At 67.3% G+C, this 13,310-nt stretch carries 8 protein-coding genes and 1 tRNA gene; 5 read left to right on the top strand and 4 right to left on the bottom strand.

Annotated elements, in window-relative coordinates:
• Positions 1-18 precede the first annotated feature (18 nt).
• Complete coding sequence (rnr, locus tag Q0263_RS15535; RefSeq protein ID WP_298018093.1) at positions 19-2,463, bottom strand: ribonuclease R; 2,445 nt, start codon at positions 2,461-2,463, stop codon at positions 19-21.
• A gap of 109 nt (positions 2,464-2,572) precedes the next feature.
• On the opposite strand from rnr, the gene Q0263_RS15530 reads away from it, so the two are divergent.
• Positions 2,573-2,657: transfer RNA gene (locus Q0263_RS15530), tRNA-Leu, on the top strand.
• 248 nt (positions 2,658-2,905) lie between these two features.
• Complete coding sequence (locus Q0263_RS15525) at positions 2,906-3,115, top strand: cold-shock protein (protein WP_298018091.1); 210 nt, start codon at positions 2,906-2,908, stop codon at positions 3,113-3,115.
• Between the two features lie 171 nt (positions 3,116-3,286).
• On the opposite strand, the gene Q0263_RS15520 is transcribed toward Q0263_RS15525, so the two are convergent.
• A complete protein-coding gene (locus Q0263_RS15520) occupies positions 3,287-4,909 on the bottom strand; it encodes a methyl-accepting chemotaxis protein (RefSeq protein ID WP_298018088.1) in 1,623 nt (540 codons plus the stop codon).
• 225 nt (positions 4,910-5,134) lie between these two features.
• Here Q0263_RS15520 and Q0263_RS15515 point away from each other — a divergent pair, with 225 nt between their 5' ends.
• From Q0263_RS15515 to Q0263_RS15505, 3 genes are read left to right on the top strand one after another with little or no spacing between them, the layout of a single operon-like run.
• Positions 5,135-6,049: a hypothetical protein gene (locus Q0263_RS15515; RefSeq protein WP_298018085.1), complete on the top strand. Its 915-nt coding sequence runs from the start codon at positions 5,135-5,137 to the stop codon at positions 6,047-6,049.
• 16 nt (positions 6,050-6,065) lie between these two features.
• Positions 6,066-9,113: a hybrid sensor histidine kinase/response regulator gene (locus Q0263_RS15510; protein ID WP_298018082.1), complete on the top strand. Its 3,048-nt coding sequence runs from the start codon at positions 6,066-6,068 to the stop codon at positions 9,111-9,113.
• Positions 9,110-11,347: an EAL domain-containing protein gene (locus tag Q0263_RS15505; RefSeq protein WP_298018079.1), complete on the top strand. Its 2,238-nt coding sequence runs from the start codon at positions 9,110-9,112 to the stop codon at positions 11,345-11,347. The genes Q0263_RS15510 and Q0263_RS15505 overlap by 4 nt, the downstream gene beginning before the upstream one ends.
• 25 nt (positions 11,348-11,372) lie before the next feature.
• Here Q0263_RS15505 and Q0263_RS15500 read toward each other — a convergent pair whose 3' ends face one another.
• Complete coding sequence (locus tag Q0263_RS15500; RefSeq protein ID WP_298018077.1) at positions 11,373-12,344, bottom strand: ABC transporter permease; 972 nt, start codon at positions 12,342-12,344, stop codon at positions 11,373-11,375.
• Positions 12,341-13,309 carry an ABC transporter ATP-binding protein gene (locus Q0263_RS15495; protein WP_298018073.1) on the bottom strand — a complete coding sequence of 323 codons (969 nt, stop codon included), beginning with the start codon at positions 13,307-13,309 and terminating at the stop codon, positions 12,341-12,343. Before Q0263_RS15495 ends, Q0263_RS15500 begins: the two co-directional genes overlap by 4 nt.
• Between the last annotated feature and the right edge of the window lies 1 nt (position 13,310).

The following is a 13,310-nucleotide window of genomic DNA, read 5'->3' as shown; positions in this document are numbered from 1 at the left end:
CGGGCGGCGTCCCGGGCGTCAGCCGCGCCGCTTGCGCGGGGTTTCCTGGCGGCTGGCGCGCTTGGCCTCGGCGCGGCGCTGGCGGGCCGTGGTGCCCCGCAGCGCGGCGGGCTTGGCGCCCGCGGCCTTTTTGCGCGGCCGCTGCGTGGTCGTGCGCGGATCGCCTTCGATTTCGGCCTGCAGCGATTTGAAGTCTTCGCCCCGCACCAGGCGGAAGTCGATGCGGCGGGCTTCCAGGTCGACGCGCGACACCTGCACCTGCAGCGTGTCGCCCAGCTGGTAGCGGAATCCCGTGCGCTCGCCGCGCAGTTCGTTCAGGGCCTCGTTGTACTGGAAGTAGTCGCTGCCCAGTTCGGAAATGTGCACCAGGCCTTCCACGTACAGGGTGTCCAGGGTGACGAACACCCCGAAACTGGTGACGCCGGTGATGCGGCCGCTGAAGACTTCGCCCACGCGTTCGCGCACGAACCAGCACTTCAGCCAGGCCTGGACGTCGCGCGAGGCGTCGTCGGCGCGGCGTTCGCGGGCCGACAGCAGCGCCCCCAGCGCGTCCCAGGCATCGTGTTCGCGGGCCTTGGCCGGCAGGGTCGGGTCCACGGGTTCGCCCGGCAGGACCGGCGGCTGGTAGTGCTGCTTGTGCAGGATGCCGCGGATGACGCGGTGCACCAGCAGATCAGGGTAACGGCGGATGGGCGAGGTGAAGTGCGCGTAGTGTTCGTAGGACAGGCCGAAGTGGCCCGTCTGTTCCGGACTGTAGATGGCCTGCTGCATCGACCGCAGGCACAGGGTCTGGATGATCTCGAAATCGGGCCGGGCGCGGCTGGCCTGGATCAGCTTGGCGTAGTCGCTGGTCTGCGGGTCGTCGCCGCCGTCCAGGCTCAGGCCCAGATGGCGCAGGGTCTCGCGCAGCGACTGCAGTTTCTCGGGGGTGGGACCGTCGTGCACGCGGAACAGCGCCTGGCGCTTGTTGCGCACGATGAAGTCGGCCGCGCAGGTGTTGGCGGCCAGCATGCATTCCTCGATCAGCTTGTGGGCGTCGTTGCGGGTGTAGGGCTCGATCTTCTCGATGCGCCCCAGCGGGTTGCAGACGATGCGCGTTTCCACTGTGTCGAAATCGATGGCCCCGCGCGCGCGGCGGGCCTGTTCGAAGGCCTGGAACAGTTCGTAGGCCGTCTGCACGTGAGGGTACAGGTCGCCCAGGTTCTGCGCCGCCGGCCCCTTGGGCTGCTGCAGCGCGGCCCAGATGTCGGTGTAGGTGGTGCGGGCGTGCGAATGGATGACGGCTTCGTAGAACTGGTAGGCCGCCACGGTGCCGGCCTTGGCGCCGCCGGCCGGGATCATCATGTCGCAGACCATCACCAGGCGGTCGACGTCCGGGTTCAGCGAGCAGATGCCGTTGGACAGGGCTTCGGGCAGCATGGGAATCACCCGGCGCGGGAAATACACGCTGGTGCCGCGATCCAGGGCGTCGTCGTCCAGGGCGGAGCCCGGGCGCACGTAGTGGCTGACGTCGGCGATGGCCACCAGCAGCCGCCAGCCGGGGCGGGCGCGCTTGGCGGTGCCCAGGTCCGCTTCCATGCAGAACACGGCGTCGTCGAAGTCGCGGGCGTCTTCGCCGTCGATGGTGATGAAGGGCACGTCGCGCAGGTCGACGCGTCCGGCGTATTCGCCGTCGCGCACCTGGGCCGGAATGGATTCCAGCTGGCGCAGCGTGTCCTTGGAGAAATCCACCGGCACGTCGAATTTGCGCACGGCGATTTCGATTTCCATGCCGGGGTCGTCGATTTCGCCCAGCACTTCGATGATGCGGCCCTGCGGCTGGATGTGGCTGGCGGGCTGGCGCATGATCTGCACCGTGACGACCTGGCCGGGCTCGGCGCCGGCGGTGTCCTGGGCGGCAATCAGGATGTCGTGCTTGATGCGCTGATCTTCGGGGGCGACGACGAAAGCGCCGTGTTCCTTCAGGAATCGGCCCACCAGCTTGACGGTGCGGCGTTCCAGGACCTCGACGATGGTGCCTTCGGGGCGGCCGCGGTATTCGCCGCTGGCGCGGACCCGGACGCGGTCGCCGTGCAGGACCTTGCCCATTTCATGGGTGGACAGGAACAGGTCGCGGCTGCCGTCATCGGGAATCAGGAAGCCGTAGCCGTCGCGATGCCCCTGGACGGTACCGGCGATGAATTCGGTGTTGTTGCATATTTGCAACCTTCCCTGGGCATTGAAGCGCACCTGGCCGTCGCGTTCCATGGCCTTGATGCGGCGGATGAATCCTGTGGACAGGGGGATCGAGGCCTGGGTCGTGTCGGCCAGGGCTTCTAGAGACAGAGGTTTGTCGGCGTGGCGCAGGGCGTCGAGCACCTGTTCGCGGCTGGGTACCTTGGGATCGAAGTCAGCGGGCAGATCCGCATTAGGCACGAAGGAAGCGTCGTGGTTATTGTCGTTGTTGTTGGTTCGCTTTTTCAAAGGCTGTTTGCATCCAAAAAAAATGTATTGTATAGTTCTGTCTTCGCTGAACGCGACGCACAAAAAGCGCCACGAATCAGCGAAAGCAATAGCATACACGTTATGCCGTGCCCAGGTGGCGGAATTGGTAGACGCGCATGGTTCAGGTCCATGTGCCGCAAGGTGTGGAGGTTCGAGTCCTCTCCTGGGCACCACTTCTCTTTATCGGGAAGTCCAATTCAGTACGATGTCCTCCGACATCGAAAAGCAAAACCCGCGTAGACATCCAGTCTTGCGGGTTTTTTGCTTTCGGCGGGTCCAGCGGCATCCGGAATGATGTTTCCGGAGTCGCTGTTGCAGCTCGTCGTCGCGGCGTGTTATTTGGTAACATCGCTGGCCTTATGGAGCGCCGACCTGCATAGTTTCAGGGGGGCATCTTTCCCTTCTATATTTAGGACTTACATTGAAAACAGAAACCGGTATCGTGAAGTGGTTCAACAATGACAAAGGCTTCGGGTTCATCTCGCCCGAATCCGGCGGCAAGGACCTCTTCGTTCACTTCAGCGAAATTCAGGGCACGGGCCACAAGACTCTCGAAGAGAACCAGCGCGTCTCCTTCGTGGTCGGCCAAGGGCAGAAAGGCCCCTGCGCGACTCAGGTCGTCGTGCTCTAAACGGACCGCCTGCCCGAGGGCAGGCAGTCCGACGCCGTCGGAAGGATCCGTCCGAAACACCGGATCCGTCTGATTGCAAGCAAGAAACCCGCATGAATCCTGGATTCCGCGGGTTTCTTGCTTTTCGGCGACCAGCCATCCCGGCGGGCCGGTCGCCGCAGCCCGGTCGCGTCATTGCTGCGCAAGCAAGAGTTTTCCGGGATGCCCTCCGATCGCCGCAGCCGGTCGGACCGCGGGGGCTTCTTCGGGCGCGGCATTTTCATCGTCCAGCGTGAAGGTCGCCACCAGGTCGGCCAGGGCGTCGGCCTGCCTGCGCAGGCTGGTGGCGGCTGCGGCGGACGCTTCCACCAGGCCGGCGTTCTGGCGGGTGACGCCGTCCATCTGCGTCATGGCGGAATTGATTTCCTCGATGCCGGTGGTCTGTTCGCGGCTGGCGGCGTTGATTTCGCCCATGATGCCGGTGACGCGATTGATGCTGTCGACGATGTTCTTCATGGTGGCGCCGGCGCGGGCGGCCTGCTCGTTGCCCTTGGCGGTGGCTTCGACGGAGGTGTCGATCAGGGCCTTGATTTCCTTGGCGGCGCCGGCCGACCGCTGGGCCAGCGCCCGGACTTCGGCGGCGACCACGGCGAAGCCGCGGCCCTGTTCGCCGGCGCGGGCGGCCTCGACAGCGGCGTTCAGCGCCAGGATGTTGGTCTGGAAGGCGATGGAATCGATCACGCCGATGATGTCGGCGACCTGCTGGGACTTGCTGTTGATCTCGCCCATGGTGCCCACCAGTTCGGCGACCAGGGCGCCGCCGTTGCCCGCGGTCCTGGCGGCGGCCGCCGCCAGGGTGTTGGCCTGCTGGGCGTTGTCGGCGTTCTGGCGCACGGTGGCGGTGATTTCTTCCATGGTGGCGGCGGTCTGCGCCAGGGAGCCGGCCTGCTGTTCGGTGCGCGACGATAGATCCAGGTTGCCTTCCGTGATCTGCGCGGAGGCTGTCGCGATGGCGTTGGAACTGCCGCGCACTTCTCCCACGGCCTGGCGCAGATTGTCGGCCATGGCGCCCAGCGCCGTCAGCAGTTCGCCGATTTCATCGCGGCCCTGGGCGCGGATGCGCACGGTCAGCCGGCGTTGCGCCACGGCGCCCGCGAGGCTGACGGCATGGCGCAGCGGCCGGATGATGGACCGGGTGACGCGCCAGGCGAACAGCGGCGCCAGGATCAGGGCCAGCAAGGTGGCGATGGCCAGGACGGCCAGCCCCAGTTCGCTGGACCGGGCGCTCTGGTCGAACAGCTGCTGCACGGAATCGTTCTGGCGTTGCGACAACTGGTCGATCCGCGCCAGATAGCCCGCCGTCATCTTCGGCAGTTGCTGATTGAAGAAGGCGTCGGCTTCGCCATAGTTGCCGCCGTCCAGGTCCTTGAAGGCCTGGTTGCGGCTTTGCAGGTAGGCGGCCCGGTCCTGCGCCGCCTGTTGCAGCAGGGCGGCGGATTCCGGGCCGTTCAGCAGGTCGGCCAGCTGGCGGCTGATTTTCCGCGCCTGTTCGTCGGATGCCTGGATCGAGGCCTTCAGCTTGCGCAGCGTGTCCGGGTCCGCCGCCAGGGTGGCCTGGGTCTGATTGGCGTTGATGCCGACCTGGCGGGTCAGCTGCTGCAGCAGATCGTTGGTCTGCAGGCGGTAGCCCAGTTCGCGGTTGTCCCGCTGCGAGTCCAGGATGCGCCAGGCGCCGATGCCCGACAGGATCAACAGCAGGATCACCACGAAACTGAAGCTCAGGGTCAGTCGGGTGCTGATTTTCAGATTGCGCATGGCGGGGTCTCATGAGGGCGGAAGCCGGGCCATGTTAGTGGAGGTGCGCCGGATTGTGAGCCTGAAACATCATCTTTCTGATATGCCTGAATGTTATAGAGCCAAGAGGGAGGCGGGGAAACGAGTAATACTTTGATAGATGTCCTATGCTATTCTGAGACCGCTCTCAAGTGCGGGACGGCCTCTGACCGACAGGCCGCATTCCGCGACGGCAGGAGAATCGGCATGAAACATTTTGTCACGACCGGGGGATCGTTCATCCGGCGCCGGCTGGCGCTCATGCGCACGGCGCAGGGGCTGTTGTGTGCCTTGCTGTGCGCCTGCGTGTTCGGACAGGCGGCGGCGCAGGCGCCCGCCAGGACCCTGACCTATTTCCCTGTCGGTCCCATCTACGAATACCGCTGGAAAGTGCTCGAACTGGCGCTGGACCACGTGCGCAAGGCCGAAGGGGCGGTGATCGACCTGCGGCCCTACGACGAAAAAGTCACGCAGAACCGGGGCATCCATCTGCTGCAAAGCGGCGAAATCGACGTCATCGCCCTGGGGACCGATCGCGAGCGCGAAGTGGCGATGCGGCCGATCCGGATCGATATCTCCCGCGGCACCGTCGGCTATCGGGTGTTCCTGATTTCCCAGGCCGATCAAGAGCGCATCGCGCGGATGGACGACGAGGCGTTCAGGACGCAATTGACCTTCGGCCTGAGCAGCCAATGGGCGGACGTGCCCGTGATGCGGGCCAATGGCTACAAGGTCGTCACGGCGACGGACTATGACCGTCTCTTTCCCATGCTGGCCGCCCATCGCTTCGATGCCCTGCCCCGGGGAATCGCCGAAGCGGACATCGAACTGAAGGCCCAGCGCCCGACCTATCCGCAACTGGCTCTCGAAAAGACCCGCGCGCTGTTTTTCCCATACCCCATCTATTTCTGGGTCAGCCTCGACGACGTGCAACTGGCCGGCCAGATCGAGCGGGGGCTGGATGCCGCGCTGGCCGACGGCTCGCTCAAGCGCCTGTTCCAGACTTATCACGCCTCGATGATCAAGGACATGAAGCGTTCCACCCGCCGGGTCATCCGCCTGGACAATCCCCTGCTGTCTCCCGACGCAGCGGAAATCGATACCCGGTGGTGGTGGCATTGATGCGGGCGCGCCTCGAATGAAGACGACGTCGACCTTGTCCAGGCGTTTGCTGCGGTCCATGCTGCCATGGTATCTGCTGGCGACCGTCGTCCTGGTGGCGGCGCAGCTGACCATTCAGTACATCAGCATCAGCCAGGCGATTTCCAGCGACCTGGCGTCGCTGGGCCGCACCATCGAACCCGCGGTGACGGACGCGGTCTGGGAACTGGATCAGGGGCAGTTGCTCAAGGCCCTGGACAGCGTGCGGCAGAATGCGATCATCAGCGGCCTGCAGGTCACCTCCTCGGACGGCGACATCCTGGTCGAGCGCAACTGGCCGCGGTCGTCCTCCGACATCGAACGCTCCGTTCTGTTCGTGGGCGGGCATGCCGTCGCCGTGCCGCTGCACCGTCCCGCGGCGGACGGCGGCCAGCAACTGATCGGGACCCTAAACCTCTACACCGATCCTTCGGTGGTCTGGGACCGGATCAAATACGGCTTCATGGTCGCGCTGCTGAATTTCATCGTCCTCAGCGGCATTCTGTGGCTGCTCTTCGTCTGGACGATCCGCAGCCGGCTCTCCAAGACGCTGGAGGCGGTCGTGGCCGCCGTCAAGAGCTGGCGCTTCGATGGCGATGGCGTCCAGGTCACGCCGCTGTCGCTCTCGTATCCCTATGCCGACGAACTGGGCGAACTGGTGGACGCCCTGCGCGACGGCCGCCAGCGCCTGTCGGCCTCGATGTGCGAACTCGAGGAACTGAACCAGACGCTGGAATCGAAGGTCGAGACCCGCACGCGGGAACTGCAGCGCGCCAAGGAAACCGCCGAAGACGCCACGCGTGTGAAGTCCGATTTCCTGGCCACCATGAGCCATGAGATCCGCACGCCGATGAACGCCATCCTGGGGATGCTGTATCTGGCGCTCAAGGAAGACATGGCGTCCAGCCTGCGCAATCGGCTGACCAAGGCCCAGGGCGCGGCGCAGTCGCTGCTGGGCATCATCAACGACGTGCTGGATTTCTCCAAACTGGAGGCCGGCAAGCTGGTGGTCGAGCAGGTCGAATTCGAACTGGAGACGGTGCTGGAACGGCTGGTGGACGCGGTCGGCCTGCAGGCCGAGGCCAAGGGCGTCGAGTTCCTGATCCGGCACGATCCCGCCATCCCGACGCTGCTGGTGGGCGACCCCCTGCGCCTGGGCCAGGTGCTGCTCAATCTGTGCGGCAACGCGGTCAAGTTCACCGAACAAGGCGAGGTCGAGCTGGCCCTGCTGCGCCAGGACCAGGATGCGGACAACGTCACGATCCGGATCTGCGTGCGCGATACCGGCATCGGCATGTCGCCCGACCAGATCCAGATGCTGTTCCAGAAATTCACCCAGGCCGATCAGTCCATGACGCGCCGCTACGGCGGCACCGGACTGGGCCTGGCGATCTGCAAGAGCCTGGTGGAACTGATGGGCGGGCGGCTTTGGGTGGAATCCTCCCTGCCGGGGCGGGGCTCGCTGATCTGCTTCACCGTGCGGCTGGCCGTGGCGCGGCAGACGCAGGACTCGCAGCGCCAGCTGCTGGAGCGCATCGGTTCGCGGCTGCAGGGCTGGCGGGTGCTGGTCGTGGACGACAATCCGGTGTCGGTGGAAATCCTGTCCGAAATGCTGCGGTTTTTCCAGCTCGACGTCAGCACCGCGAATCACGGGGCGCAGGCCCTGACCATGCTGCGGCAGGCCAGCGGCAGGCCCTACGACCTGGTCCTGATGGACTGGCGCATGCCCGGTATGAACGGCGACGAGGTCGCCGGGCGCATCCAGACGGATCCCGCCATCGCGCATCAGCCCAAGATCGTGATGGTGACCGCCTACGGCAGCGAAGACGTCATGCGCCGCGCGGCGCAGACCGGCATGGACGGCTTCCTGCTCAAGCCGGTGTCTCCCTCGTCGCTGCTGGACACGATGCTGTCCGTGCTGGGCCGGGGCCGCCTGATGCCGGATCTCCCCGCCGGCCAGGCCGCGCCGGGCAGGCTGGCCGGCGATACGGGGCTGGCGGGCGCCCGGGTGCTGCTGGTCGAGGACAACGACATCAACCGCGAGTTCGCCGTCGAACTGCTGCGCGGCGAGGGCATGTCGGTCGACGAGGCCGCCGATGGGCGCGAAGCGGTGGAGCGTGTCCAGCGCAAGCACTATGACGTGGTCCTGATGGATATCCAGATGCCCGTCATGGACGGCCTGCAGGCCGCGCGGCGCATCCGCCGCCTGGGACAGGCGCCGGGCGGGGCCAGTTTCGCCGAACTGCCCATCATCGCCATGACGGCGCTGGCGATGGCCTCCGACGTGCAGGCCAGCCAGGATGCGGGCATGAACGATCACGTCACCAAGCCGATCGACCCGGACCATCTGCTGGCCACGCTCATCCGGTGGGTGAAGGTGCCGGCCGACCGGGTCGCGGAGCCCCGGGAACCGGCGCCCGAGGACGAGGCCGGCCGCCTGCCCGACGACCTGCTGGCCCTGACGCATCTCGATGCCGCCGACGGCGTGCGCCGCATCGGCGGACGGGCCGGGTCCTATCGCAAGCAGTTGCGGCGCTTCCGGGCGCAATATGAAGGCGCGATCGCGGAAGTGCGGCGCCAGCTGGAACAGTCGGGCCTGAGCGCGGCCGAGACCCATTGCCATATGCTCAAGGGCGTGGCCGGCAACATCGGGGCCCGCGCGCTGTTCGCCTGCGTGTCGGAGATCGACGCCCGGCTCAAGCAGGGCCTGCTTCCCGACGATGCCGCGCTGGACCGGGCGGAAGCGCTGCTGCGCGACGTGCTGGCCGACATCGATTCCCTGCGCGAGGACGATTCCTCCGAAGAACCGCCCGCCGCGCCCTTGTCGCCCGTGGCCGTGCGCAGTCTGCTGGCGCGCCTGCGGCAGGCGATCGAGTCCGATCTGGGAGCAGCCGAAGCCTTGCTCGACGAATTGCGCAGGGGCGTGGCGGGCACGCCCCTGCTGGGCCGCGTCGAGGACATCGCCGAGCGGGTGGACTGCTTCGACCTGGATGCCGCCCTGGCGCTGATAGAGAAGATCCTTGTTCAGCCGGAGGATATTCCGTGAGCCTGTCCTTTCCCCCGTCCGGCGCGCAGCCGGACGCCGCCGACCGACCTCGGCTGCTGATCGTGGACGATGCGGCCGTCAACCTGCACATGCTGGTCGGCGTGTTCCGGGAAGACTATGCCATTTCCGCCGCCACCAGCGGACGCAAGGCCATCGAGATGGCCGGTCGCGAGCCGCGTCCGGACCTGATCCTGCTCGACATCCAGATGCCGGACATGGACGGCTACGAAGTGCTGGCGGCCCTGAAGCAGGATGCGGCGACGGCGGACATTCCGGTGATCTTCGTGACGGCGCTGGCCGAGGCGACGGATGCTGCGCGCGGCCTGCTGATGGGGGCGGCGGATTACGTCACCAAGCCCATCAATCCGGAATTGTTCAGGGCCCGCGTGCGCAACCAGCTCGAACTGGTCCGGTACCGCCGGATGCCGTCGGCGTTCGACATCCTGCCGCAGGCCGCCGAGGCGCCGGCCGCGACGCTGCTGGTGGTGGACGACGTGCCCGAGAACGTGCATGAACTGCTGGCCGCCCTGCGCGACGAGTTCCGCATCCTGGTGGCCAGCGACGGCGCCCGGGCGCTGGAGATCGTCCAGGGGGCCGCGCCGCCCGATCTGGTTCTGCTCGACGTCCAGATGCCGGGCATGGACGGCTACGAGGTCTGCCGGCGCATCAAGTCGTCCCCCGCGGGCCGGAACATGCCCGTGATGTTCGTCACCGTGGCCGACGACACGCAGGACAAGCTGCGAGGCTTCGCCCTGGGCGCGGCCGACTACGTGACCAAGCCCTTCGACATCGAGGAAGTCCGGGCCCGGGTGCGGGCCCACCTGGAACTGGCGCGCCTGCGCCGCTTCCTGGAGGACCTGGTGGCGCAGCGCACGGCCATGCTGCAGGTCAGCGAGGAAAAATACCGGATCCTGACCCAGCGCGACCCCCTGACCGGCCTGCCCAATCGGGTTCTGTTCGCGGAACTGCTGGCGCATGCCATCCAGATGGCCGGGTATGGGTCGGGGCGCTTCGCCCTGCTGTGCCTGGACCTGGACAAGTTCGCCGCCATCAATGAAACCCAGGGGCACGGGCAGGGAGACCGGGTGCTGGTGCAGGTGGCTCAGCGCCTGCGCGGCCTGCTGTCGGAACATGACGCCCTGGCGCGGGTCGGCGGCGACGAGTTCTACCTGATCCTGGACCGGGACCAGGTGGAATACGGCACGGACCTGGCCGCGCAGCGCCTGCTGGACGCACTGGCCGTGCCCTTCGAGGTCGACGGACAGGCCGTCTACGTCAGCGCCGGCATCGGGGTGGCCCTGTATCCCGAAGACGGCGAAACGGCGGAAGTCCTGCTGAGCCGCGCGGATGCGACGCTGCATCAGGCCAAGGCGGACGGGCGGGGCAGCCTGCGTTTCTTTTCGCCCGAGATCATGCTGCGCGCCCAGGAACGCCTGTCGCTGGAAGCCGAACTGCGCCGCGCGCTGGAACAGGGCGAGTTCCGGGTGCATTACCAGCCGCAACTGCACCTGGGCGAACGGGCGGTCACGGGGCTGGAGGCCCTGGTGCGCTGGCAGCATCCGCAGCGCGGCCTGATCGCGCCGGGCGAATTCATTTCCCTGGCCGAGGAAAGCGGCCTGATCGTGCCGCTGGGGAACTGGGTGCTCCAGGAAGCCGGGCGCCAGATGCGGCAATGGCGCGACGAAGGCCGGGCGCCCGGCTACGTCGCGGTGAATCTGAGCGCCCTGCAGCTGGATGGCGAAGGCTTCGCCGATTCCGTGCGGGCCATGCTGCAGGCCAACGGGCTGGCGCCCGAGTGCCTGGAACTGGAGATCACCGAAAGCTGCCTGATGCCCGACCGCATCCGCGCCATCGCGGCGCTGGAAGACCTGCGCCGCCTGGGCGTGCGCCTGTCCATCGACGACTTCGGCACCGGCTATTCATCCATGTCCTACCTGCAGCACCTGAAGGTGCATCGGCTGAAGATCGACATGTCCTTCATCCGGGATCTGGAAACCAATCCCGGCAATCTGTCGATCGTCACGGCCATCATCGCCCTGGGGCACGGACTGGAGCTGGACGTCGTCGCCGAAGGGGTCGAGACCCCGCAGCAGCTGGACCACCTGCGCAGCCTGGGCTGCGACCTGATCCAGGGCTATCTGGTCGGCCGGCCCGCGCCCGCGCAGCAGGCGCTGGACCTGCAATTCGGGGCGGGTCATCCCCTGAAGGCGATCATGGACGGTTCCCGGTCCTGACGCGGCGCCGGGCCCGCGGGCGCGGCTAGGCCCGCACCTCCTGCCGCTGGAACACCACGTAGCCCGCCGTGAACAGCAGCAGCACCGCCGCGATCAACCCGGTGAACTGCGGCCAGATGATGGCCAGGCTTTCGGACAGGGGCAGGGGGCTGCCCAGCAGGGCGCCCTGGATCTGCGACAGGAACACCGGCCCCAGGGCGCGGGTGGAGGGGCTCAGCAGCGTGATGGCGGTGTCGCTGAACAGGGTGGCGGGCGACAGGTGCAGCAGGCCTTGCTGCCAGGCGACGGTCCGCAGGTCCATGCCGCTGCCCATCACCGTCGCCAGGTCCGGCGGCGCGATCGCCTGGGCCAGGGCGGGGGCCAGCATCGGCCACAGCAGGGCGCAGAACAGCCACAGGCCCAGCGCCACCAGGGCCGACGTCGAGGCGGACCGGAACAGGATCGAGCACAGCATGGCGACCGCCAGCCAGACGCCGGCGTAGGCCAGGGCGGCGACCAGGAACGCCAGCGAGCGCACGACCTCTTCCGCGCTGGGGGGCACGCCCAGCAGGATCAGGCCGGCGCCCATCACCAGCAGCCAGAGGCTGACCAGGCAGATGGCCAGGGCCGTCAGGCCCGCCAGGAACTTGCCCATCAGCAGGGCGTCGCGGTAGATGGGCTGCGACAGGATGCGGCTGAGCGTGCGACGGCCGTATTCGCCGTTGATGGCGTCGAACCCCAGGCCGATGGCGACCAGCGGGATCAGGAATCCCAGCAGGGCGGCGAAGGAGGGCAGGGGCGCCTGGGCGTCGGTGAACAGGTGCAGGAAGACGAAGGGGTCGGACGAGGTCGTCTGGCGGATGCCCTGGATGGCGCCGTACAGCGCAGCGGCGGCCGTCAGGACGACCAGCCATTCCAGCAGGCGCATGCGGGCGCTGCCCAGGTGGTCGGCCAGTTCCTTGGACAGCACGGCGCCCAGGCCATGCCAGGGAGAGCCCATGCGGGATATGCGGTTCATGTCGGGGTGTCCTTGGAGAAGGTCTGCCGGTAGATGCGGTACAGGCTGGGGGTGTCCACCGCCAGGTCGCGCAGCCGGGCGCCCGCCAGCACGGCCGCCTGGGCCGCCTGGGCGCGGACGTCGCTTTCGGCCTGCAGGATGTAATGGCCGCCGGCTTCGACGCGCACCTGCCCGACGCCCGGCACGGCGCCCAGGGCGGCGCTCAGGTCGGGACCGTCGGCGTGGATGTGGACTTCGTGGCTGTGTCCGCCCAGCACCTGCCGCGCCAGGGACTGGACCGGCCCCATCAGGGCGATGCGCCCCGCGTTGAACAGGGCGACGCGGTCGCAGATGCGCTGCATCTGATCCAGCAGGTGCGAGGACAGCAGGACGGTGACGCCGTCGTCGCGCAGGGATTCGATCATCCGCAGGAAGGATTCCGTGGATTGCGGATCCAGGCCGGACGTGGGTTCGTCCAGGATGGCGATGGCGGCCTGTTTCAGCAGGATCTCGGCCAGGCCCAGGCGGCGGCGCATGCCGTGGGAAAACGCGCCCACGCGCTGGTCGATGCGGTCCTCCAGCCGGACGCGCTCCAGGGCGGCCGCGATGCGCGCGTCCCGCTCGGCCGCGGGGATGCCCAGCAGGCGGGCCGTGTAGCGCAGATTGTCGCGGGCGCTCAGGTGGTCGTAGAACCCGACCGAATCCGGCATGTAGCCGATCTGGCGCTTGACGGCCAGGGGGTTGCGCCAGGGGTCTTCCCCCAGCACGCGGACCTGGCCGCGCGTGGCCTCGGTCAGGCCCAGCAGCATCAGGATGGTGGTGGTCTTGCCGGCCCCGTTGGGGCCCAGCAGGCCGAAGACTTCGCCTTTCCGGACCTGGAAGTTCAGGGACTGGACCACGGCGCGGCCGCCGTAGTCCTTGCCCAGTCCCTGGGCGGCGATGGCGGGCGTGTCCTCGGCCGGGGTTTGGGGAGCGGTCCGATTCATG

The sequence above is a fragment of the uncultured Castellaniella sp. genome, assembly GCF_937988725.1.
Classification (GTDB): Bacteria; Pseudomonadota; Gammaproteobacteria; order Burkholderiales; family Burkholderiaceae_B; genus Castellaniella.
The sequence above is the reverse complement of the archived record's forward strand: the minus strand, read 5'-3'. Positions and strand labels throughout refer to the sequence as shown.

Coding starts and splice junctions, on each gene's coding strand:
- Q0263_RS15500 (WP_298018077.1), bottom strand. CDS start 12,344: ATGAACCGCATATCCCGCATGGGCTCTCCCTGGCATGGCCTGGGCGCC.
- Q0263_RS15520 (WP_298018088.1), bottom strand. CDS start 4,909: ATGCGCAATCTGAAAATCAGCACCCGACTGACCCTGAGCTTCAGTTTC.
- Q0263_RS15510 (WP_298018082.1), top strand. CDS start 6,066: ATGAAGACGACGTCGACCTTGTCCAGGCGTTTGCTGCGGTCCATGCTG.
- Q0263_RS15515 (WP_298018085.1), top strand. CDS start 5,135: ATGAAACATTTTGTCACGACCGGGGGATCGTTCATCCGGCGCCGGCTG.
- Q0263_RS15495 (WP_298018073.1), bottom strand. CDS start 13,309: ATGAATCGGACCGCTCCCCAAACCCCGGCCGAGGACACGCCCGCCATC.